This window comes from Micromonospora sp. NBRC 101691 (genome assembly GCF_030269285.1).
Lineage (GTDB): Bacteria > Actinomycetota > Actinomycetes > Mycobacteriales > Micromonosporaceae > Micromonospora > Micromonospora echinospora.
Genome location: NZ_BSTB01000004.1, coordinates 229552 through 253757 on the forward strand (window position 1 = coordinate 229552; position 24206 = coordinate 253757).

The 24206-nt window shown below is 75.4% G+C and carries 10 protein-coding genes; 7 read left to right on the plus strand and 3 right to left on the minus strand.

Annotation, left to right across the window (positions count from 1 at the left end):
* Window positions 1-6 precede the first annotated feature (6 nt).
* From QSK20_RS09845 to QSK20_RS09855, 3 genes are read right to left on the minus strand one after another with little or no spacing between them, the layout of a single operon-like run.
* Window positions 7-1623, minus strand: coding sequence for a condensation domain-containing protein (locus QSK20_RS09845; protein WP_285788277.1), 1617 nt, complete (start codon window positions 1621-1623; stop codon window positions 7-9).
* Window positions 1620-15209, minus strand: a complete 13590-nt coding sequence (locus tag QSK20_RS09850) for a non-ribosomal peptide synthetase/type I polyketide synthase (protein WP_285788408.1) — start codon at window positions 15207-15209, stop codon at window positions 1620-1622. Before QSK20_RS09850 ends, QSK20_RS09845 begins: the two co-directional genes overlap by 4 nt.
* A 2-nt stretch (window positions 15210-15211) precedes the next feature.
* On the minus strand, window positions 15212-16540 hold the full coding sequence (locus tag QSK20_RS09855; RefSeq protein ID WP_285788278.1) for an MFS transporter: 1329 nt from the start codon (window positions 16538-16540) through the stop codon (window positions 15212-15214).
* 392 nt (window positions 16541-16932) lie between these two features.
* Here QSK20_RS09855 and QSK20_RS09860 point away from each other — a divergent pair, with 392 nt between their 5' ends.
* The 7 genes from QSK20_RS09860 to QSK20_RS09890 all read left to right on the plus strand — a co-directional run bounded on the left by QSK20_RS09860 (window position 16933) and on the right by QSK20_RS09890 (window position 24146).
* Window positions 16933-17280 carry a hypothetical protein gene (locus QSK20_RS09860; protein WP_285788279.1) on the plus strand — a complete coding sequence of 116 codons (348 nt, stop codon included), beginning with the start codon at window positions 16933-16935 and terminating at the stop codon, window positions 17278-17280.
* A gap of 173 nt (window positions 17281-17453) precedes the next feature.
* A complete protein-coding gene (locus QSK20_RS09865) occupies window positions 17454-18230 on the plus strand; it encodes a helix-turn-helix domain-containing protein (RefSeq protein WP_285788280.1) in 777 nt (258 codons plus the stop codon).
* Between the two features lie 577 nt (window positions 18231-18807).
* Entirely contained in the window at window positions 18808-19797 is a 990-nt protein-coding gene (locus QSK20_RS09870; protein ID WP_285788281.1) for a glycosyltransferase family A protein, read from the plus strand.
* Window positions 19794-21041, plus strand: a complete 1248-nt coding sequence (locus QSK20_RS09875) for a glycosyltransferase 87 family protein (RefSeq protein WP_285788282.1) — start codon at window positions 19794-19796, stop codon at window positions 21039-21041. Before QSK20_RS09870 ends, QSK20_RS09875 begins: the two co-directional genes overlap by 4 nt.
* Window positions 21041-22045, plus strand: a complete 1005-nt coding sequence (locus QSK20_RS09880) for a glycosyltransferase (RefSeq protein WP_285788283.1) — start codon at window positions 21041-21043, stop codon at window positions 22043-22045. Before QSK20_RS09875 ends, QSK20_RS09880 begins: the two co-directional genes overlap by 1 nt.
* Window positions 22042-23100 (plus strand): glycosyltransferase family 2 protein, encoded by a 1059-nt coding sequence (locus tag QSK20_RS09885; RefSeq protein ID WP_285788284.1) that lies wholly within the window; start codon window positions 22042-22044, stop codon window positions 23098-23100. The genes QSK20_RS09880 and QSK20_RS09885 overlap by 4 nt, the downstream gene beginning before the upstream one ends.
* Window positions 23097-24146: a lysylphosphatidylglycerol synthase domain-containing protein gene (locus QSK20_RS09890; protein WP_285788285.1), complete on the plus strand. Its 1050-nt coding sequence runs from the start codon at window positions 23097-23099 to the stop codon at window positions 24144-24146. The genes QSK20_RS09885 and QSK20_RS09890 overlap by 4 nt, the downstream gene beginning before the upstream one ends.
* Window positions 24147-24206: the final 60 nt, after the last annotated feature.

Here is a 24206-nt window from a genome sequence, read left to right on the forward strand (position 1 = left end):
GGCCGGTCACGTCGCCCCGGCGTCCCCGGCGCGGGGCAGCGGGGCGTCCGGCGCGGCCAGCAACCGGGACAGCAGCCGTTGGTACCGGTCCAGCCAGCCGGCGACCGTGTCGGCGTCGAACAGGTTCGCCGCGTACTCGATGAGCAGCGCCATCTCACCGGTCGGCAGGGGACGGAGCTGCCAGGTCAGGTCGCCCCGGGCGCCGGCCAGCACGACGTCCCGGGCCACGGCCGGTTCCACGCCGGTCAGCCGCAGCACCGGATCGGCCATGTCGAGCAGGTCGAAGTAGACCCGGCACGGGAAGTTGGCGAACGCCTCGCCGAGCGTCGCGATCTGCACCGACGAGGGCACCGACTGGCGGGCCAGGGCCTGCCAGGTCACCCGCGTGGTCCGTTCGACCAGCTCGTCGAAGGACGCCACGCCGGCGACCGGGACGATCAGCAGGGCCGCCTGGGCGAGGACGCCCACCACCCGGTCGAACCGGGGATCGGTGCGGTTGGCCACCGACGTGGCCAGGTTGACGGTCGGCGAGCCGCTCAGCCCGTGCAGCAGCCAGGTGTAGGCCGCCATGAACACCGCGTACGGGGTGGCGTTCCGGCTGACGGCGTACGCCGACACCGCCGCGACCAGGTCGGCCGGGAAGGTGTGGTGGAGCACCCCGCCGGGGTCGGTGGTGAGGGGAACACGCGGCCGGTCGGTGGGCAGCCGCATCGGCACGGTCCCGGGGGGCAGTTCGTCGACCCACTCCCGGAGCATCCGTCGGGTCTCCGGCCGGGCCAGGTAGCCGACCTCCCACCGGCAGAAGTCGACGAACTCGGCCGGCAACGGCGGCAGGTCGGCGGGACGGCCGGTGACCGCCGACCGGTAGAACGCCGCCAGGTCGTCCAGGAGCGGTTGGACCGACCATCCGTCGACGAAACCGTGGTGGATGGCGAGGGTCAGTTCGTGCCGGCGGTCGTCCGGCCCGGTCGGGCCGTCGGTCTGGAACAGCGCCGCCCGGAACGCCGGTTCGCGGTCCAGGGCGAACGGGATCGAGGCCCACTCCTCGACCGCCCGGTCGAGGTCGTCCACCGGAACCGTCCGCACCGGCAGCGGCACCGGCCGGGGGGCGAGCACCTGCTGCCGCACCCCGTCCTCCCGCGCCGCCAGCCGGGTCCGCAGGGCCGCCTGCCGGCCGGTCAGCTCCGTCAGGGCCCGGCGCAGCGCCGCCCGGTCGAGCGGGCCGTGCAGCGTCAGCCGGAAGGCGACGGTCAGCACCTGCGGAAAGGCCATCTCCCTGGTGATGTGGTACTGCCGGGTCTGGCCGAAGCTGGCCGGCGCGGTCGCCAGCACCCGCCAGTCGTCGCCGTCGTCCCCGGGGTCGGAATCGGTGTCGACGGCGGGGCCGGTGCGGCCGGGCGCGGCGGTGGGCTCCGGTCCGGCCGGCACCGGCGGGTGGTCGACCGGGCCGAGTCGGCCCAGCAGCGCCGGCTTGAGCCGACGCATGGCCGCGAGCAGCTCCGCGTCGAGCGCGTCGGCGGGCGCGTCGTAGTCGAGCTGCCCTCCGCGTACGGTGAGCCGCACGTCCCGGCGACGCAGCTCGCGCAGCAGGTCGTCCAGGTCGGTCGACCCGGGGGCGGTCACAGCGTCCCCCTGACCCGGTCCGGCGCTGCGGCGTCGGCCGGCTCCGTCCCCGTCTCCCGCAGCCACCGCGCCATCGCCCGCACCGTGGGTTCCCGCAGGAAGTCCAGCACCCCGATGGTCGCGCCGGTCTCCGCGCGGACCCGGTTGAGCAGCCGCATCGCGGTCAGCGAGGTGCCACCCAGCGCGAAGAAGGTGGTCTCCACGCCGAGCGCGGGCAGGCCCAGTTCGGCGCACCAGAGGTCGTGCAGCCGGCGTTCCAGGTCGTCGGCGGGCGGGGTGCCGGTGCCGGCCCACTGCACGGACGTCCGGTCCGGCTCCGGCAACGCCGCCCGGTCGATCTTGCCGCTCTCGGTGGCGGGCAGCTCGGGCAGGATCGTCCACGCGGTGGGCACGAGGTAGTCCGGCAGGCGGGCGGCGAGCTGGCGGGCCAGCTCCGCCGGGTCCACCCCGGAACGGTCGGGCACCACGTACCCGGCCAGGTAGTGCCCACCCTCGGGATCGGTCCAGCCGCGCACCGCCGCGTCCCGCACCCCGTCGAGGCGGCGCAGGTGGTGCTCGGGTTCCCCGGGCTCCACCCGGAAGCCCCGGATCTGCACCTGCGCGTCGGCCCGGTGCAGGAACTCCAACTGCCCGTCGGGACGCCACCGGAGCACGTCGCCGGTGCGGAAGACCGGACCGTACTCGGGGTGGTGGAGGAAGCGGGCGGCGGTCTCCTCCGGCAGGCCCAGGTAGCCCCGGCCCAGCTGCCGGCCGCCGAGGTACGCCTCCCCGGCCACGCCGACCGGGGTCGGCCGGCCTTCGTCGTCGAGCACCCGGACGAAGGTGCCGGGCACCGGTCGACCGATCGACGGCGGCTCGTCGCCGGTGGCGCCGTCGAGGTGGACCCAGGTCGAGACGACGGTCGCCTCGGTGGGGCCGTACACGTTGGTGAGCGTGAACGGCAGGTCCGGCGTGGCCCCCCGGCGCAGCCGGTCGCCACCGACGACCAGGTGCCGCAGCGCCGGTCGGGGTCCGGCGGACCAGTCCAGGTCGAGCAGCAGCTCCCCGACCGGGGTGGGGAGGAACGCCACGGTGACGCCGGTGGCGACCAGCCAGTCGCGCAGGCGTACGGGGTCGAGCCGGACCTCGTCGGGGACCACGTGAAGCGTCGCGCCGGCACGCAGCGCCGGCCACACCTCGATGCACGAGGCGTCGAAGCCGGGAGAGCAGAACCAGCTCAACCGGTCGTCGGCGGTGATGCCCAGGTCGCGGGTGTACCAGGCGACGGTGTTGCTGATCGCCCGGTGCGGTATCACGCAGCCCTTGGGCCGGCCGGTGGAGCCGGAGGTGAACAGCACGTACGCCGGGTCCTCCAACCCGACCGCCGGGTCGTCGTCGCCGGATCCGGCGCCGTCGGGGTCGGCGGCGGCGAGCCGGTCCAGGTGCAGGGTCACCGCCGCGCCGGGCAGCGGCGGCAGCGCGGACCGGGACACCACCACGCGCAGCGCGCCCTGGTCGACGACGTCGGCCAGCCGGGCGGTCGGCTGCTCGGGTGCCAGTGGAACGTAGGCCGCGCCGGCGTGCAGCACCCCGAGCATCGCGGCGACCGCGTCGGCGCTGCGGGGCAGGTGGATGCCGACGAGGTCACCGGGGCCGACGCCCGACGCGCGCAACGCCCGGGTCACCGCCGCCGCCCGGTGGCGCAGCTGCGGCCCGGTCAGCCGCCCGTCCGGACCGACCACGGTGGACCGGTCCGGGCGGAGCAGGGCGGGCAGCGGCGCGTCGGCGTCGGGTGGTGGCGGGCCGCCGTCCTCCCCCGTCGGGCTCGCCTCGGGCGCGACGACCGGTTCGTCCGGGTGCGCCGTGCCGGCCCGCAGCACCGCCACCAGCCGGTCGAGGACGCGCCGCGCGGTGCCGGGGTCGAACAGGTCGGTGGCGAAGTTGAGCTGGCAGCGCAGCGTGTCCCCGAGATCGGTGACGAAGAGGGTGAGGTCGAACGGCGCCCGGCGGACGGCCGCGTCCAGCAGGGTGGCCCGGACGTCGGGCAGGTCGAACGCGAAGGCCGGCTGGTTGTCGTACTCGATGACGACGTCGAACAGCGGGTGCCGGCCGGCCTCGGGTTCGACGCCCAGGGCCCGCGCGACGCGGCCCACCGGCACGTCGCGGTGGTCGTGTGCGTCGAGCAGCGCGGTGCGGGCCGCCCGGACGACGTCGGCGAAGCTCGCGTCCGGGGTCACCGACAGCCGCAGCGGCAGCGTGGTGACGAAGAGCCCGACGGCCTCCTGCGCGGCGGCGGGGCGGTGCGCGACCGGGGTGCCGAGCAGCACGTCCGGCTGGCGGCCGTCGTCGGCGACGACCGCCGCGAAACCGGCCAGCAGCACCATGAACGGGGTCGCGCGGAGCCGCCGGGCGGTGTCCCGCAGCGCGCGGGTGAGGTCGGCGTCGAGCTCGACCCCGGCGACCGCGCCGACCCCGCTGGGGACCGCCGGACGGGGCCGGTCGGTCGGCAGCCCCGACCCGGCCCGGTGGGACCCGAGCCGGTCCCGCCAGTACGCCAACTGGGCGTCGACCACCTCCGGCGCGGGTTCCTCGGTCGGGACCGGCCAGGGCGGCGGCGCCGGCAGCTCGGCGGGCCGGCCGGCCAGTGCCGCCCGGTAGCCGGCGGCCACCTCCCGGGCGAGGACCTGGGCCGAGAGGGTGTCGATGACCAGATGGTGCATGCGGAGCACGAGCAGGTGCAGCCGCTCGTGCACCCGGACCAGGCGGGGCGCGAACAGCGGACCGGTGTCCAGGTCGAAGCGGTGCCGGGTCTCCTCCTCGGCGACCTGCTCGGCGAGGCCGGCGACGTCCCGACCGGGCGCGTCGTGCACCGGCAGCTCGACCGGGGTGGGTGGGTGCGCCACCTGCCACGGCACGCCGTCGACCTCCTGGACGGTGGACCGCAGCGCCGGGTGCCGGCGCACGACGAGCGTCAGCGCGTCACGCAGGGCGGGCACGTCGAGCGGCCCGTCCAGGCGGACCACCTGGGACTCGGTGTAGGTGGGACGGCCGGGCAGGACCCGCTCGGCGAACCAGATCTCGCGTTGCGCCTCGGTCAGCGGGCTGGCGTCCTCCGCCGGGACTCCGGCGTGGTCCCCGGCCGCCGTACCGCCGGGTGCCGCCACCCCGCCGGCCGCCCCGGACGCCGGGGTCGGGGAGACCGGACCGGCGAGGAGCGTGTGCAGCCGGTCGATGCCGGGCAGGCCGGCCAGCATCCGGCTCGGGGAGAGACCGAAGTCGACGAAGCAGCCGATCTCGTCCACGCCCAGCGCGGTGAGACGTTCCACCAGCGGCCGGGCCTCCTCCGGGCTGCCGATCAGCGCCCGGTCGGAGGTGTACCGGTCGTAGGCCCGGCGGAGGAGGTAGTCGACGTCCTCCGGGGTGGTCGAGTCCAGGTCGATGGTGACCCCGAGGCTGTTGGTCACCTGACCGAAGAGGGCCAGCGACGACCGGAGGTAGTCGCAGAACGGGCCGAACGCCTCCTCGCGTGCCCGGTCGCCGTCGTCGCCGAGGTAGGTGTGCAGCAGCAGGACGATCCGCCCGCCGTCCGGGTCCAGGCCGTGTTCGGCCCGGGTCTGCCGGTACAGGGCGATGTTGCCGGCCAGTTGCGTGACGTCCTGGGACATCAGGTTGGTGATCACACCGAGCCCGGCCGCCGCCGCCCGGCGGTAGCTGTCCGGGTTGCCCACCACGGCGGTGAACAGGGGCGGCATCGACTGGACCGGTGGCGGGAAGAGCCGCACCTCGACGGGTTCGCCGTTGCCGGCGGTACGGGTGACCGCCTCCCCCCGCCAGAGCCGGCGGATCTGGTCGAGGGACTCGTACATCGCCTCCCGGTGCCGGCCGTACGTCTGCGGGGCGAGGACGAAGTCCCGGGCGTGCCAGCCGCTGGCGCAGCCGATCCCCACCCGGCCCCGGGAGAGGTTGTCCACCACCGACCACTCCTCGGCGACCCGGATCGGGTCGTGCAGCGGCAGTACGGCGCAACCGGCGTGGATGCGGACCCGGCTGGTACGCGCGGCGACGGCGGCGGCCAGCACGGACGGGTTGGGGAAGATGCCGCCGAACGAGTCGAAGTGACGTTCGGGCAGCCACACCGCGTACAGCCCGTGGGTGTCGGCGAAGGCCGCCGCGTCGAGCACCGCGTCGTAGCGGTCCTCGACGCTCTCCTGCGGGTAGTCGCCGAAGAAGTACAGGCTGACGTCGGCCCGGCCCGCCGCCCGCGGGCCGCCGGTGTCCGGCACGGCGTCGGCCCGGCCGTCGACCCCCGGGGCCGCCGACGGGGCGGGGGCGTCGGCCCGGCCCGGCGCGGCCAGCGGGGCGGACGCCACCGCCGGCGTCCGCTCCCGGACCGGAGGCGGCACGACCACCGGGGACGGCACGACGGCGGACCGCCCGTTGGCGGAGATCGTCCCGGAGGCGGAGGCCGTTCCGTTGACGGAGGCCGGGCCGGGGGCGGGCGGCACGCCGGGAGCGCGCGCCGGGCCGGGCAGGAACCCCCCGGCGCGCAGGGCGAGCAGGCTGTCCCGCACGGCGTCGACGATCCGGTCGACGTCGGCGTCGGTGTGCGCGTCGGAGAGGAAGAAGTTGCGCCACTCCCAGACGTGCACCCCGGCCAGCACCAGGTGGTGGAAGAGCAGGTCCAGGTTGACCTCGGAGGCGAAGCGGAACAGCGACCCGAAGCGGTGCACCCGCAGCGGGAAGTGCTCCTCGGCGCAGAACGCGTTGACCGCCGTGGCGAGCCGCTCGGTGCGCCGGTTCAGCCCGTCCTGGAGCGCCGGTCCCCGGTCACGCAGCTCGGTCAGCACCGCCCGGGCCGCCACCATGGAGAGCGGATGCTGGATGTACGTGCCGCCGAAGAAGGTGGTGTCCTGCGGCGGGTAGCTGTCGTCGCCGTAGGTCCAGAAGCCGCCGTCGACCCAGTCCATGATGTCGGCGCGACCGGCCACCGCGCCGACCGGGTACCCGCCGCCGATCACCTTGCCGTACGTGGCGAGGTCGGCGCGGACCCCGAAGACGCCCTGCGCCCCCTGCGGATGCGGGCGGAAGCCGGTGAGCATCTCGTCGAAGAGCAGGACCATGCCGTGCCGGTCGCAGGCGGCCCGCAGCGCGTGGAGGAACTCCGCCGGCTGGCGGTCCGGGTACCGGCTCTGCACCGGTTCGACCACCACGGCGGCGATCCGGTGGGCGGACTTCTCGATCGCCGCCAGGCTCTCCGGGTCGTCGTACGGCAGGACCATGACGTCGGTCATCGTCGAGTCCGGGATGCCGGCGGAGACCGGCACGGTGCGCCAGGTGTCGCCGTCGCGTACCCCACGGCCCAGCACCGGGTCGATGTGGCCGTGGTACGACCCGGTGAACATGACGATCAGCGGACGACCGGTGTACGCGCGGGCCAGCCGGAACGCCGCCGAGTTGGCCTCGGTGCCGGTGGTGGCGAAGGCGGCCCGGTCCATCCCGGTCAGGTCACAGAGCAGCTCGGCCGCCTCACCGGTCTCCGCGCCCCGGGGCCCGAGCCGCAGCCCGCCGTCGAGGTGTTCGGCGAACGCCCGGGTGAGGAAGTCCGGCTCGTGGCCGAAGAGCAGAGCCCCGAAGCCCATGGTGATGTCGACGTAGGTGTTGCCGTCGACGTCCTCCAGGTGGGCGCCCCGGGCCCGCCGGGCGGCCAGCGGGTAGAGCAGCTCCTTGGTGGCGCGGCGGAAGCCGACCACGGCCCGGCTGTCGGCCAGCCGCCGCCGGTGCCGCTGGGCGAGCGCCTTGGAGGTCGCGGTCCGCGCGGTGTAGCGGCGGACCAGGTCGGCGAAGTGCTCCTGCTGACGGGGATCGAGGCGACCACCGCCCAGCCCCGCGCCGACCCGGGTGGGTCGGGGGCCGACCTGGGCCGGGACGGTCGCCGGGTCGGTCCGCGCCGACGTCGCCGGTGCGACGGTGCCGTCGACCGCCGCTCCGGCGGACACGACCGGCGCGGACGCCGCCGCAGGACCGACCGGGGCGGGCGGCGCGGCTGGGGCGGTGGGCGGCGCGGTGCTGGGCGGCGCGGTGGTGGCCGGCGGCGGCACGGCGGACGCGGTGGCGGGCGGGACGGCGGCGGGTGGCGGGAGGGCGCCCAGCGCGGAGAGCTGGCGGGCCATCAGGTCGGTGAACTGTCCCATCAGGGCGAGCTGCCCCCGGAGCAGCTCACCGGCGACGGGGTCGCCCGCCGTCGGGACAGCCGCCGTCGGCGGGACCGGACCGGTCGGCGGAACGGCCGCCACCGGCGTCGGGACACCGGGGAACGGCGGGCCGGGCACGGGCTGTGCCGGGGCGGGCACGGTCGCCACCATCGGCGTGGACCGCACCGGACCGGACGGGACCAGGGCGGGCCCGGCGGCGGATGTGTCGGGACGGCCCGGGGCGACGGCGGCGGATGTGTCAGGACGGCCCGGGGCGACGGCAGCGTACCCGGACGGAGCGGTCGCCGCCGGGGCGACGGCGGACGCCGGGACGGGCGTCGCGTCCACCGTGGCGGACGGCGTGTCGACGGGGCGGGACGGGACCTCGACGGCGGGGGGCGCGCCCAGCGCGGCGAGCCGGTCCGGCGCGGCGCGCTCGACGATCGCCGCCGTCAGCCGGCTCGGGCTGTCGAGTTCCTCGAACAGTTCCCGCATCGGGACCCGGATGCCGAAGGTCGTCTCCAGTTCCCGCAACAGGTTGATCATCAACAGCGAGTCGGCGCCGAGGTCGAAGAAGGGCGTCTCCTCCGGCACCCGGTCGACGTCGGTGCCGAGCTGCTGGGCGGTCAGCTCCCGCACCCGGCGCAGGACGAGCGAGGCGGCGGGGGCCGGAGTGGCGGCCGGGGACATGTCGGGACCTCCTGCGACCGGGGGGTCGGACGGGACGGACGGCACCGGACGGGGCACGGCGGCCCAGTGCCGGGTCCGCTGGAACGGATACGTGGGCAGGGGGACGCGGCGGCCGGTCGGCGTCAGCGCCGCCCAGTCGACCTCGACGCCCCGGCAGAACAACTCGGACAGGGCGGTGAGCACCTCGGCCGCCCGGTCGGCCCGTCCCCGCTGGACGGGGATCCACCGGGTCTGCGGCCACTGCCGGCCGAGCATGGTGAGCAGCGCCTCCGGGCCCAGCTCCACGAAGGTGGCGCAGCCGTCGGCGACCAGCCCGGCGACGCCCGCGCCGAAGTCCGACCGTTCCCGGGTCTGACGACGGACGTGCGTGGCGTCCGGCCGCGTACCGGGGGCCAGGCGCGCACCGCCGAGCCCGGTGACCAGCGGGATCCGCAACGGCCGCCAGTCGAGCGTGGCGGCGTGCGCGGTGAGGTCGTCGAGGACCGGTTCCAGCAGCGCGGAGTGGAACGCCCGGTCGGTCGGCAACGGTCGGTGCCGGAGGCCGGCGGCGTCGAACTGCCGCCCGAGGTGACGCACCGCCGACGGCGGTCCGGCCACCACGTGCCGGCGTGGCCCGTTGGACACGGTCAGCTCGACCTCGGGCGCCTGGCGCAGCAGCGGCTCCAGTTCGGCCTCGTCGGCCAAGACGGCGAGGGCCGCGCCCGGTGGCGTGCCGCGCTGCATCAACTCGCCCCGTACGGCGGCCAGGTGCAGGCCGTCCTCCACGGAGAGCGCGCCGGCCAGGCAGAGCGCGGCGTACTCCCCCGCGCTCTGTCCGATGACGACGTCCGCGCGGACGCCGACCGACTCCAGCAGTCGGGCCTGCGCGACCTGGAGGGCGAACAGGGCCGGCTGCACGGTGGCGGTGCTCCACTCGTGTGCCGCGCCACGCAGCGCCGCCAGCAGGTCGATGCCCCAGTCCTGCCGGTACCGGGCGGCGCAGGTCTCCAGGACCTCACGGGCCGGCTCGTACGCCAGCAGGCCCACCGCCGCCGCGCGCAGGTTGACCCCCTGTCCGGTGCAGGCGAGCACGACCGGCCCGGGCCCGGTGTCGGGGACCGCGCCGGTGACCACGCCGGCCCGCTCGCCCGCCGTGTCCGGCCGGTCCCGGAGCACCGCCGCCGCCTCGGCCGGGCCGGCGGCCCACGCCACCAGCCGGTGGCGTCGCCGCTGCCGGCCCGCGCCGAGCGTGACCAGCACGTCCTCGGGACGCGGTGGGTCGGTGGCGAGCCGGTCGGCCATCCGCTCGGCCAGCGCGGCCAGTGCGGCGGGCGTCTGCGCGGTCAGCGGCACGACGGTGGGCGTGCCCGGGTCGGGGGCGGCCGGGGGCGCGGGGGCGGCCGGGGGTTCCTCCACCACCACGTGGGCGTTGGTGCCGCCGACGCCGAGGGACGAGACCCCGGCCCGGCGGGGACCGGGCACCGGCCACGGCTGCACCGAGGTGGGCAGGTCGAACGGGCCGTCGGCCAGCCGCAGTTCCGGGTTGGGCCGGCGCAGGTTGGCCACGGGTGGGATCCGGCCGTGCCGGACCGCCAGCGCGGCCTTGATCAGCCCGGCCATGCCGGCGGCGGTGTCCAGGTGGCCGATGTTGGCCTTCACCGCGCCGAGCGGCAGCGGGGCGGGTCGGTCGGCGAAGACCGTCCGCAGGGCCGCCATCTCGATCGGGTCGCCGACCCGGGTGCCGGTGCCGTGGGTCTCCAGGTAGCCGATCGACGCGGCGGGCACCCCCGCCACGGCCAGGGCGTCCCGGATCACCCCGGCGTGGCCGTCGGCCGTGGGCGCGGTGTAGCCGCTCTTGGCGGCGCCGTCGTTGTTGACCGCCGAGCCGAGGATCACCGCGTGGACGGTGTCGCCGTCGGCGAGCGCGTCGTCGAGGCGTTTCAGCAGGACGGCGGCGACGCCGTTGCCGCCGACCGTGCCGTCGGCGTCGGCGTCGAAGGCCCGGCAGACGCCGGTGCGGGAGAGGATCGACCCCTCCGCGTGCCGGTAACCGGCCACCCGGGGCACGTGCACCGCGGCGGCGCCGGCCAGCGCCAGGTCCGACTCCCCGGCCAGCAGCGACCGTACGGCCAGGTGCACCGCGACCAGCGAGGTGGAGCAGGCGGTCTGCACGCTCAACGCCGGCCCGGTCAGCCCCAGCCGGTACGCGACCCGGGTGGCCAGGAAGTCGGGCTGGTTGCCGATGGTGACCTGCAACGCGGTGAGGTGGTCGACCGGATCGGTGCCGGCGAGCTGTTCCAGCAGATAGGAACGGAGCGAGTACAGGTGCATGCCGGAGCCGGCGAACACGCCGACCCGGCGCCGGGTGCCGGCGTACCCGGCGTCCTCCAGCGCCTCCTGGCAGACCTCCAGGAAGAGCCGCTGCTGGGGGTCGGTCAGCGTCGCCTCGCGCGGTGCGATGCCGAACGCCTCGGCGTCGAAGCTCTCGATGTCGTCGAGCGCGCCGCTGACCGGGACGAACGCCTCGTCGTCGACGAGGGCGGCCGGCCAGCCGGCGGCGAGCAGTTCGGCACGGTCGAAGCGGCGCACGTCGACCTGCCCGGCGAGCAGGTTGCGCCAGTACCGGGCGGCGGTGTCGGCGCCGGGCAGCCGCAACGCCATCCCGACGATCGCGATCCGCCCGTCGCCCGACGTCCGCGCGCCACCGGTGTCGCCGGTCCGGGTCGCCGCTCCGGCCAGCAGGTCCACCAGGTAGGCCACCAGCGCGGCCGGTGTGCCGTGGGTGAACAGGGCGGTCTGCGGGAACCGCGCGTCCAGGGCCTGTTGCAGCAGCGTGTGCAGGCGCAGCAGGTGCACCGAGCCGAGGCCGGCGTCGTGGAACGCGGTGCGGTCCTCGATCCCGGCGGGCAGGGCGGCGCGCAGCACCTCCCGGACGGTGCGCGCCACGGTCAGCGGGTCCCGGGCCGGCGCGCCGGACGTCGTGGTCGGACCGGGCCCGGACGGCGGCGTCGGCGTCGGGACCACCGACGGAGTCGACGGCGCGGCGCGGACGACCGGGGTTGGCGACGGGTCGTCCGGTGCCGGTGGAGGAGGCGGATCGTCCGGCGCGGTGGGTGGGGACACCGACGTTCCCTCCGCCGGCTCCTCGGCGGTGTCGTCCGGTGCCACCAGCGCGGGCGTGCCGAAGGCGTCCACCGGGTCCAGCCCGGACGCGGTGACCGCCTCCAGCGGCCGGACCGGCCGCACCAGGTGCCGGACCCGCGCCGCGTCCGGGTCGACGCCGGCGAGGAGGTGCCCCGGGGGCAGGCGCAGCGCCACCCGGGTCAACGCGAGTCCCTCGGTGGCGGAGAGGGTCCGCAGGTGGCGGCGGGTGGCCTGCTCGACGCCGCCCCGGGTGGCGCTCATCCCGATGCCGCGCCACATCCCCCAGCTCACGCACTGCACGGGCCGTTCGGCGCCCAGGTGCGCGCAGAGCGCCTCGAGGAAGGCGTTGCCGGCCGCGTAGCCTCCGGTGCCGACCACCGGCACCAGCGCCAGCAGGGACGAGAACGCCACCAGGCGGGTGCCCGGCCGGTGCCGCAGCAGACGGGCCACCTGCACCGAACCGTCCACCTTGGCCGCCGTGGCGGCCCGCCACCGCCGGGGATCCGTCTCGGTCAGCGTGGCCTGCCGGTAGTCACCGGCGAGGTGCAGCACCCCGTCCAGCGGCGCCTGCCACTCCCGCTCGGCCGCGTCGAGCGCGGCCCGCAGGGCGACGCCGTCGGTGACGTCGGCGGCGGCGTACCGCACCCGTCCGGTGCCGCCGTCCAGGTCCACCACGGCGGCGGAGACCTGCGCGGCCGGGGTCCGGCCGACCACGAGCAGGCGCAGGTCGAGGTCGGTGGCGAGCCGGCCCAGCACGGCCCGGGACACGCCGCCCAGGCCGCCGGTGACGAGCCAACGGGTGCCCGGTGGGACCACCGGCGCGGCGCCGGTGGCGGCGTCGGGGGCCTCGACCCGGTGCAGGGTCCGTACGAGCGGCCCGTCCCGCCAGGCCACGGCGTTCTCGCGGTGCCGCCAGGCGGTCGCCGCCGCGAGCACGGCGGCGTCGGTGGCCACGTCCGGGCCGGGCAGGTCGAGGTGCCAGGCGCGGACGTCGGGGTGCTCGACGCCGAAGGTCTCGCCGAGGCTGGCGGTGAGCGCGGCCGGGTAGCAGCCGGCCTCGTCGCCCCGGATGCGGTACAGGCCCCGGCTGACGGTCAGCAGGGTGCCGGTCCAGTCGGCCTCGGCCAGTGTCCGGAGCAGGTGCAGGAGGTGGGTGCCGCACGTCTCGACGGCGGCGTCCACGGCCGCCGCGTCGTCCGGGTCGGGGGTCGGCAGGTAGCTGGGGGCGAAGACGACCAGCGCGGGCGTCCGGCCCGGCGCGGTGAGCGCGGCGCGCAGGGTGGGGCTGCCGTCCCCCTCCGACGGGCCCGTCGGCGCGCCGTCCCCGGCGGCGGTCAGGCCGTCGACGAGCACCACGTCGGGCAGCGCGTCGCGCAGCGCCGTGGCGAGTCCGAGCCGGTCGGTGACCACGAGCACCGGCCCGGACGGTGGGTCGCCGGCCATCGCCCGGGGTGTCCAGGCCGGTCGGTGGAGACAGTCGGTGATGGTGTCCGGGCCCGCCTCCAGCAGGTCGGCGCGGCGTTCGGCGGCGGCGTACCCGCCGTCGAGCAGGCGGGTACGCATGGCGCTGCGCTGGATCTTGCCGCTGGTGGTCTTCTCGAACCGGTCCCGGTCGACCGGGACCAGACGGACCGTGGCGACCTGGAGCCGGTCGGCCAGGCGACGGCGGATCCGGGTGAACAGGGCGGCGTCCGGTTCCTGCTCGGCGACGAAGAGCACCACGATCTGCTCGGCGCCGTCGACGTCCGGCGCGCCGACCGCGGCGACGAAGCTCGCCGCGACGCCGTCGACGTCGCCCACCACGTCCTCGATGTCGTGGCAGAAGTAGTGGACCCCGTTGACGATGATGACCTCTTTGCCGCGCCCGGTGATGGTGAGCCGGCCGTCGGTGAGCAGGGCGAGGTCCCCGGTGTCGAACCACTCGCCGTCGGGGAAGGCGGCCCGGTTGGCCTCGTCGTTGCCGAGATAACCGGGCGTGACCCGCACCGACCGCACCTGGAGTCGGCCGATGTGCCGGTCCGGCAGGGCGGTGGTGCCGTCCGGGGCGGTGATCCGGAACCGCGCGCCGGGGGCGGCGGCGCCCATGCTGAGGAAGCCGGTGACGCCGGGGCCCGGGGCGTCGCGCAGGGTCACCCGGGTGCCGTCGGCGGCGAGTTCCAGGTGCTGCACCGCCGAGTCGTCGGCCGGCTGGTAGCTGATCGCCGTGCAGGTCTCGGCCATGCCCCAGGCCAGCAGCAGGGTGGCGGGCTCGATGCCGAAGCCGCGCACGTCCGCCAGGAACTGCCGGACCACCGGCACGGTGCACTGCTCACCGGCGTTGATCAGGCTCCGGACGTGCCGCAGGTCCCAGCGGCGGTCCGGTCGCCTCCGCAGCGCCTCGGAGACGAGCTTGTAGCCGAAGTTCGGCGACCAGCTGTGCTGGATGCGGTGACGTTCCAGCAGGTCGAGCCAGAGCAGCGGGTCGGCGAGCACCAGGGCGGTGGCGACGTGGGTGGTGCCGCAGCCGAGCACGACCGGGCCGATGTGCATCATGACGATCCCGGCCACGTGGTCCAGCGGCAGCCAGTTGAGCACCTCGTCCCCGGCCCGCATCCGGCCGACCTGCCGGGCGCCCCGGGCGTAGTCGACGATGCCCCGGTGGGTCATCGGGATCACCTTCGACCGGCTGGTGCTGCCGGAGGAGAGCTGGAGCATCGCCACGTCCTGCGGATCCGGCCGGTGCAGGTCGGCGGCGGGTGGGTGGTCCCGACAGTCGGCGACGTCGAGCACCCGCATCCCGTCGAGGCCGTGCCGGTCGGCGTACCCGGTGAGCGCGGCCACGGTGTCGTCGCCGGAGAGCACCGGCGGACCGTCCAGGCCCCGCCAGGCGTGCTCCAGCTTGTCCAGGGTGGCGTTGGGGGCGGTGTAGCCGGGGGCCTGGGCGACCGCCACGGCGTGCAGGCCGCCGATCAGGCAGGCCCAGAGCGCGACGCAGTGGTCGAGCAGGGACGGCATGTGCAGGATCACCGGATCGCCGGCGCGCAGGCCGGCGGCGCGCAGGCCGGTCAGCGTCCGCCGGGCGGCGGCGAGCAGGTCGGGGTAGGGCAGCAGCCGGGTGCCGTCCTCCTCGACGACCCGCAGGCCCCGGGTGGGCCACTGCTCGGCGACGCGGACCAGTGCCTCCGGCAGCGTCTCCGGGCCGTCCGGCGGCGGGGTGTCCGGCGCGGCGGTGGGGGTCGCGGTGGCGGCCGTCGCCGCCCAGCGGGCCGGGAGGTCGATCAGGTCGGCCAGGTGCCGCCGCTGCGCCGACGGCGCGGGCGCCGGTCGGACCGGGGCCCCCACGGTGCCGGCGACCGGCAGCGCCGCCAGCGCGGTCCGGTCCGGGGTGCCGTCGGCGGCCCGGGGGATGCCGGAGACCACGGCCACGGTCACCGGTGGGCCGGACGCCTCGCGCCGGGCCAGCGTGACCACCTCGGCGGTCCGTCGCGCCCGGATCGGCGGCACCGTGGCGGCCGGCACCACGTAGGCGATCCGCCGCACCCGCCCGTCGCCGGTGGTCCGGTCCAGCACGGCGGCGTCGACGATCTCGGCACGATCGGTGAGTGCCCGGATCAGTCCGTCCACGGTCAACGTCCACTCTCCTCGGCCGGGGTCGTCGCGACGACCGCACCCGCCGGGCCGGGGACCGGGGGCACGGTGCCGCTGTTCGTGGCGGTGGAACGGTGGCGCAGCACGCCGGCCACGGCGACGGCGAGGGCCAGGGCGACCACCGCGCCGTGCATGACCGCCGCCACCGGCAGCGGTCGCCACAGTTCGAGCAGGCCGGCGGCGAGCAGCATGCCCACGCCCAGCCCCCCGTTCTCGGCCATCGCGGTCGCCCCGAAGAAGTGGCCGCGCTGCGGATCGGGTTCGGCCTGGAGGCGGGTGGTGTAGCTGATCTCGGTGAAGCCGTCGGCGGCCCCGGCGACCAGGGCCACCGCGAAGACCCAGTAGCCGGGCAGGTCCATGAAGGCCACGACGAACGCCGCCGACATCACGCAGGTGCCGACGATGAAGGCCAGTTCGCTGCGGCGCGGGTCGTCGAACCCCGGCCCCCGCCGGTTCAGCCGCTTGACCAACTGGTGGGCGGTGAGCAGGCCCACGGCCCAGACGGCGAAGAAGTTGCCGACGAAGGCGGCCGGGTCCTCCGGGCGTACCTGGGTCGCGTAGATCGGCAGGCCGACGTTGTGCGAGGCGGAGCCGAGCGCGTCGGCGGCGCGGACCACCACGATGACCAGGACGGCCGGCGCGGCCACCAGCGCGGCGATCGCCAGCCGGCGTTGCCGCCGGGCGTCCGGGCGGTCGGCGGCCGGCTCGACCGGCCGGTTCCGGTGGTTGGGGAACCGCAACGGCAGCGCGGCCAGCAGGAGGCCGGAGAAGAGGAACGTGCCCGCGTCGACCAGGAACGCCGCCCGGTAGCCCAGCCAGCCGACCAGCAGGCCACCGGCGGCGAAGCCGAGGGTCATCGCGACCGCCCGACCGGTGACCAGCAACCCGTTGGCGGTCACCCGGTCCGGACCGGACACCAGGTCCGGAACGCTGCTGCGCAGCAGCACCGAGGAGGTGGTGCCGAGCAACCCGCCGACCACCGCCACGACCGGGAGCAGGCCGAGGCGGACCGAGGTGGGGGCGACCGCCAGCGCGACGAGCGCGGCGGCCTGGGTCAGGTCGCAGGCCACCATCACCGGACGGCGCGGCAGCCGGGCCGCGATGGTGCCCCCGGCCAGGCCGGCGAGGAAGCCGGCGCCCAGCCGCAGGGCCATGAAGGCACCGGTCTGCAGGGCGCTGCCGGTCGCCTGGTAGACGAAGAGGTTGAGCGCCACCATGTTCAGGTAGCTGCCGAACGCCGAGACCGAGGTGCCGACGACGAGCAGCCGGAACAGCACCAGTTGTCGGGGAACGCGGGTCTCCGGCATCAGGCGTACCGTCCGGCGGAGGCCGGCCGGCGCGCGGCTGCGGTACGGCGGAGAGTCTCCACGTGTTCCACCCCGTCTCGACGTCGGCGACGGCCACTGACAGCCGTCGATCGTGTGGGTCCGGAACAGTCTGCCGAAAAGGGCCAGTCGTGGCCAGCGGCAGCCGCTGGGTAACTTTACGTGATCGTCGTCGTGAGTGGACCGTCCGTCGTGGCCCGCGCCGGCCGCCCGGCACGGCCGCTGTCTCCTGTCCGGCACGCAACAGGAAACACCTTCCTGGGACATCCGCGCTGGCCAATGCTGGGAAGTGCCGGATCGCACGCCTGACCAGCGAACTCCGGCGACGCGGGGAAGCCCGCGTCGGAATCCCCCACGACGGCAAGGAGAAGTCCGTGTCCGAGAACCGCACCACCCGTCGCCTCGCCCGCCTGGCCCTGGCCGCCGGAGCCGCCGGAGCCCTCCTGCTGACGGCGACGCCCGCGTCCGCCGCCAGCCCCACCATCGCCTCCAACTCCGGCGGCGCGAACATCCGCAGCTGCACCAGCCTGAGCTGCGGCTCCAACGGCTACTACGGCAACGGCACCACCGTCACCATGGTCTGCTACAAGGACGGCGACTGGGTGAACCCGCCGAACTCGGACTACAGCTCGAACCGCTGGTTCAAGGTGAACAGCCCGACGACCGGTTACATCCACTCCTCGCTGGTCGACAACCAGGTCTCCACGCCCCGCTGCCCCTGACCGCGGACCCGGGTGCCCGACGTCCGATGTGGACGTACGGGCACCGCTGCGCGTCGCACGCCCGATGCCGGGCACCTGTGTCGTTGGTACGGTCGTGCCATGCGACGTCCCGCAGCCGTCCGGTGGACGGTCGTCGTCCGTCCCACCCCGGACGGGGGCCGACGGCCGTGGCGGTGACCGACCCGCCCCACGACGGGACGGAGCACCCCGAGAGTCTCGGCGAGTGCCTGCGACGCCACCGGCAGGCGGCGAACCTCTCCCTGGCCGACCTGGCGAGGCTGGTCAACTACAGCCGGGGATACCTCAGCAAGGTGGAGACCGGCCGGGCACCGGGGAACCTGGCGCTGGCCCGGCGCTGTGACCAGGCCCTGGCGACCGGCGGCGTGCTGGCCGCGCTCGTCCGGCACGCGTCCCCGGTGGCACCGCCCGATCCGACTCCCGCCGGCGTGCCGGCACCCGGCCGGCCGACCGCCGACCGTCCCGGGGTCGAGACCGCCCTGCCGACGTCGGCCCCGCTGCCGCCGGGGCTGGCCAGCGGCGTCGCCTTCATGCTCGCCCTGGACGCCACACACGGCGCCCTCCGCCGGGTCGCCGGCGACGACCTGTCCCCACCGCGCCGGTACGACGCGGCCAACCGGGCGGTCCACGACGCGGCGCTGTACGTCGCCCGCGAGCAGTTGCTCGTCTCGGCGACCGTGCCGGTGGTGGCGGCCGGCGAGGTCGCGTTCCTGCGGCTCATCGCGATCCGGGACGCGATCCGGACGGGCGCCGCTCTCGCCAGCCCGGAGTACCACGCCGTGTACCACCCCTTCGCCGAGTCGCTGTGGACGTTCCGGATGGCCCTGCGGCAGGGATTCGGCGAGGAGCCGGTCACCCCGGCACTGCTCGACCGGATCGACTGGTCCGATCGGGAGCGGTGCGCCGACTGCGGCGCGGCCTTGCCCCGTTGATCGAATTCCGGTCGGGTCCGGGAGCCAGCGGAAGATCGTGAAGAAAAGCGCCGCGATCTAGAAATAGGAATGCAGGAAAACACCACGCCGCCACCATCCCACTCGACGATCCGCGCCGAGGCCGGGCATCGCCGAGCCGGCCGCGTCAGATCCACCCACACACCGGCCCACGATGGACCAAAGCACCCGTCCGGGCGCACCCCCGATCCCAACGGGGCAAGGCCGACCTAATCGAGGTTTACCAGATAGCAGTCGTTCCCGGCCGAAACCATTCGGCATTCCACAAAAACGATTGACCAGCCCTCGAAAAGATGTAACCAGCGACACGTCAACCCCTTGACCACCCACCGACAAGCACCGCAACATATAGTCGGCCATCATTTGGTAGACCCACCCACGGTCTCGCCATTTCCTGACCGGGGGAACCGTTCGGAAAATCCACCGACGGACCCCTGTCGACAAATTCCACCCCGCACGGACTCCGGCTACCCGGAACGTCGCCCGAACCCGCCCCCGCACGGGACCACGCCGGTCGGGCCGCCGCCCGGACGTGAGGAAGGCAGGCACAGTGGACCCGTTGGTCTCCGTCGTCATCCCCTGCTACAACCGGGCCCGCACGGTCGCGATCTGCGTACGGTCGGTGCGGCGGCAGACGTACCCCGCCATCGAGATCGTCGTGGTCGACGACGCCAGCGACGACGGATCCGCCGCGATCGCCGAGGCGGCCGGAGCCACGGTGCTGCGGCTGGCAACCAACAGCGGGCCCGGCGCGGCCCGGAACCGGGGAGCCGCGCACGCCCGGGGGGAGATCCTGTTCTTCCTCGACGCCGACGTCGCGCTGGAGCCCGACAGCGTCGCCGCCGCCGTCACGCACCTGCTCTCCTCGCCCGGACTGGGCGCCATCTGCGGGGTGCTACGGCCGCAGTCCCTGCTCACCCGCAACCTGGTCGCCGAGTACCGGGCACTGCAGATGCACCACTGGTGGCTGGCCCACCAGGGCCCGATGGAGGGGCTGCACACCGCCCTGTGCGCGATGCGCGCCGAGGTGTTCCGCGAGGTCGGCCCGTTCAATCCCGACCTGCGGCACACCGAGGCCCCGGAGTACGGGCACCGGCTCCGGCAGCGCTACGAGGTGCGCGGCACGGCGGCCATCGCCGGGGTGCACGACCACGACACCACGCTGCGGGTGCTGCTGCCGAAGGTGTTCCTCCGCGCCCGGGCCAGTGCCGCCGAGGTGCGGCCCGGCGAGACGCTCGGTGGCGCGACCGCACGGGTGCTGGCCAGCGGGCTCGTCCTGGCCGCCGCGCTCGCCTCGCCGCTGCCGCTGGTCACCGGGCCGGCGGGAGTCGCGGTACCGCTGTTCCTGCTCGCCGGGGCCACCGCCCTGGAGGCCGGCACCTACCGGCGGGTCGCGGCCGACCGGGGCGTCCGCTTCGGGCTGCGCTTCGCCCTGGTCCACCTGCTCTACCAGCTCACCTCGGCGGCCGGCGCGGCCGTCGGCACCGGGCAGCGGCTGTGGCACCGGCTCACCTGGCGGGCCGACCCTACGGTGGGAGTGCCCCGGTGAGGCTGCCCACGCCGAAGGTTCCGGGTCACGGCGGCCGGACGCCCGGCGGCGCGACCGGGGTGCTGCTGCTGACCGTCGGCGCGTCGGTCACCGCGGTCGTGGCCGGACAGTGGGTCGCGACGCGTACCGGCAGTGCCTGGGTCCCCGGCGGTGACCTCGCGGTCTACCGGGCGGCGGCCGGGGCCGTCCTCGACGGCGGCTCGCCGTACGAGGTGTCCCTCGCCGGGTACGGCTTCGCCTACCCGCCGTTCGCGGCGCTGGTGCTCACCCCGCTGGCGTACGTCGATCCGGCGGTCGGGTTCTGGGCCTGGACGGTGCTGTCGACGCTCGCCGTGCCCGCCGTGGTGTGGCTGGTGGTCGATTACGTCGCCCCGCACCGGCCCGGGCTGCTGGCGGCCGGCACCGCGATCGTCCTGCCGCTCTCGCCGGTGGCCGGCACCCTGCTGCTGGGCAACGTGAACCTCCTCCTGCTGGCGCTGGTCCTGGTCGACCTGCTACGGCCGCACCGGTGCCGGGGTGTCCTGGTCGGCGTCGCCGCCGGGATCAAGCTGACCCCGCTCATCGTGGTCGGGTACCTGCTGCTGACCGGCCGGACGCGGGCCGGCGTGACCGCCCTGGTGACCTTCCTCGGCACCGTCGGGGCCGGTTTCCTTCTCCTGCCGCACGCATCCCGGACCTTCTGGGGTGGCGCCGGGCTGGACGGCTCGCGGACCCGTCCGCCGGGCGAGGAGGCGTTCGGCAGCTCGGTACGGGGCGCCGTGCTGAACCTCCTGCCGGAGTCCGCGCACCCGGTGTGGCTGCCGCTGAGCGCCCTGGTCGGCACGGCCGGCCTGGCCGTGGCGGTGTGGGCGAGCCGCCGGCACGAGGAGGTCACCGGACTCCTGCTGTGCGCGGTGACCGGCCTGCTGGTCTCGCCGGTCACCTGGTACACGCACTGGGTCTGGTGCGTGCCGCTGCTGGTGCTGCTCGTCGCGCGTCGGCCCCGTGGCGGCGGGCGACTGACGGTCGGTGGGCTGTGGCTGGTCTTCGCCCTGCCCCTGCCCTGGTGGGTGGTGCACGTCCTCGGCCTGGTGCCGCTCACCGAGCGGGCCTGGGTCCGGCCGGTCGAACTGCTCTACACGCTGCTCGGCGCGGCGCTGCTGGTCGGCGCGGCGACCCGGCTGCGTCGCACCGACCCGGCCGGGGGCGGCCCGCCGGCAGCACGGTCGCGCCCGGTGCCGGCCGACGTCACGGGGAGACGCTGATGCCGGCCGGCGAGGCGGTGGCGGTGGTCGTGCCGAACTACAACAAGGCCCGCACCCTGCGCGCCTGCCTCGAATCCATCTACGCCCAGACCCACCAACCCACCGAAGTCATCGTCGTCGACGACCAATCCACCGACGACTCCCCCACCATCACCCACGACTTCCCCTGCACCCTCATCACCCAACCCACCAACACCGGACCCGCCGCCGCCCGCAACACCGGAGCCCGACACACCACCGCACCCCTCCTCTTCTTCGTCGACTCCGACACCGCACTCCACCCCGACGCCATCACCAACGCCCTCCACACCCTCCACACCACCCCCCACACCGGCATGGTCCAAGGCATCTACGCCCCCCACCCCCTCTACGACGACGGACCCGTCGAGCGCTACCGCGTCGCCTTCGAACACTTCTGGCGACGACGCAGCGTCGGACGGTCGAGGGCGGCGACGCTGTTCGCCGCCGCGCTGATCCCCCGCGCGGTCTTCGACGAGGTCGGTGGATTCGACGAACGGCTGCGCACCGGCGAGGACGCGGAGTTCGGCACCCGGATGCCCGCCCGGTTCCGGCTGGTCGTCACCGACACCGTGCTCACCCGGCACGACGACGTGGACCGGTTCCTGCCGTTCGTCCGCGAGCAGTTCGGCTTCGCCACGCAGACCCCGATGGTGATGCTGCACGCCTGGCGGCGGCGCAACGCCGGCACCGGCATGCGGGTCAACGCGTTCTCGCCGACCGGGCTGGCGCTGTCCGGGCTGAGCCTGGCGACGCTGCCCTTCGTGCCGTTCCTGCCCTGGCTGGCGCCGGTCTGGCTGGCGTTGCTCGTGGCGTCCACCGCGACCAGCCACGAGTTCCTCCGCTTCACCTACCGGTTGCGGGGCGCCGGCTTCGCCGTGTACGCGACCGGGCTGCACACGCTGCTCTACGCCCTGGCCGTCCTCGGCACCGGCGTGGGGACGCTGCGGGTGGCGTACACGCTGGCCCGGGGGTACGCGCGATGAACGACGCGGTGGCGGTGGTCGTGCCGAACCACAACAAGGCCCGCACCCTGCGCGCCTGCCTCGAATCCATCTACGCCCAGACCCACCAACCCACCGAAGTCATCGTCGTCGACGACCAATCCACCGACGACTCCCCCACCATCACCCACGACTTCCCCTGCACCCTCATCACCCAACCCACCAACACCGGACCCGCCGCCGCCCGCAACACCGGAGCCCGACACACCACCGCACCCCTCCTCTTCTTCGTCGACTCCGACACCGCACTCCACCCCGACGCCATCACCAACGCCCTCCACACCCTCCACACCACCCCCCACACCGGCATGGTCCAAGGCATCTACGCCCCCCACCCCCTCTACGACGACGGACCCGTCGAGCGCTACCGCGTCGCCTTCGAACACTTCTGGCGACGGGCGACCGTCGGGCGGGAGACCGGGGCGCTCTTCGCCGCCACGCTCATCCCGGCCGCCGTGTTCGCCGAGGCCGGCGGTTTCGACGAGCGGCTGCGCGACGGGGAGGACGACGAGTTCGGCACCCGGCTGCCCGCCCGGTTCCGCATCGTGGCGACCGACACCGTGCTCACCCGGCACGACGACGTGGACCGGCTGTGGCCGATGCTGCGGGAGCAGTTCGTCCGCGCGATGGCCAAGCCGTTGCTGATGACCCGGACCTGGCGGCGGCAGCGGGCCGGCGCGGCGGGCGCCCGGGTGGCGATGATGTCGCCGGAACGGTTCCGGCACCTGGACCGGTCCGCCCGGGTGACCCTGGTCGCCTCGGCGCTGGCGCTGGCGGCCGGACCGCTCGGCGTGGCGGTGCCGTCGCTGGCGTGGACCGGGCCGCTGTGCGCCGTGGTGGTGGCCGCCGCCAACCACCGGTTCCTCCGGTTCGCGTTCCGGTTGCACGGCGGGTGGTTCGCGCTCACCGCCGCCGGGCTCCACGTGCTGGCGCAGCTCACCCTGGTGGCGGGGCTGGTCGCGGGCGTACCGCGCGCCGGGTACGCGCTGCTGCGGGAGCCCGCGCCCGGACCGCGACCGGCACGGGTGCGGCCATGACGGCGGACCTCGATCCCACGCCCGTCCCGGCCGGCGCGGCCCCCGTCACCGGCGGGACGAGCCGGTCGTGGCGACGGCGGGTGTGGCGGTGGCTCGGGGCGCTGTTCGCGCTGGCGGTGGCGGTGGCGGTGACCCGGGCGCTGGCCGGGCAGGACTGGTCGGTCGTCGCGGTCCTGCTCGCCCGGCGCGACGGCGGCCAGGTCGGCCTGCTGCTGGCCGGCGCGCTGCTGGCCGCCGCCGTCGGTCCGCTGATCGGGATGCTGGCCTGGCGGGCGGTCCTGCGGGAGCTGGGCCCGCCGGTGGCGACGGTCCGGCTGCTCCGTGTCTACCTGGTCGGATTCCTCGCCAAGTACGTGCCCGGCAAGCTCCCCGGCCTGGTCGCCGCGGTGAAGGTGGGGGCCGCCAACGGCGTCACCGTGCCCCGGATGCTGGTGTCCGGGACGGTCACCACGGTGCTGGTGCACCTGACCGGGCTGACCGTCGGCCTGCTCGCCGGGGTGCGGGTGCTCGGCGACCGGGTGGCCTGGCTGGCGCTCGCCGCGCTGCCGGTGCTGCTGGCGCTCTGCTGGCCGGGGCTGCTCGGCCGGCTGGTCGGGTGGGCGCTGCGGCTGCTGCGCCGGCCCGGCCCGGCGCCGGTCCTCGCCGGCCGGGCGGTCCGCGCGGCGATCGGCTGGCAGACCCTCTCCTGGCTGGTCAGCGGCGTGCACCTGTGGTTGCTGGCGGTGGCGATGGGCGCCGACGCCGGTTCCGCGCTGCCGCTGTGTGTGGGGGCGTTCGGCCTGGCCACGGTGTTCGGCGTGCTGGCCGTCGTGGTGCCGGACGGGTTGGGGGTGCGGGAGGCGGTGCTGGCGGGGGCGTTGGCGCTCCTGCTGCCGGTGCCGTCGGCGGTGGCGGTGGCGGTGGCGAGTCGGCTGGTGACGACGGTGGGTGAGGTGGTGGTCGGTGGGGTGGCGCTGGGCGTGGTGGAGGTCGTTCTTCGAAGGTCGTCCGCAGTGGACGCGGCAGTGAGGGAGGGCAGTGGTCTTGTCGAGGTTGATCGGGATTGACGAGTGTGAGCAGCTCGGGGTCCGGGAGGTGCACGACCTGTACCGGCGGTACGTGAGCAG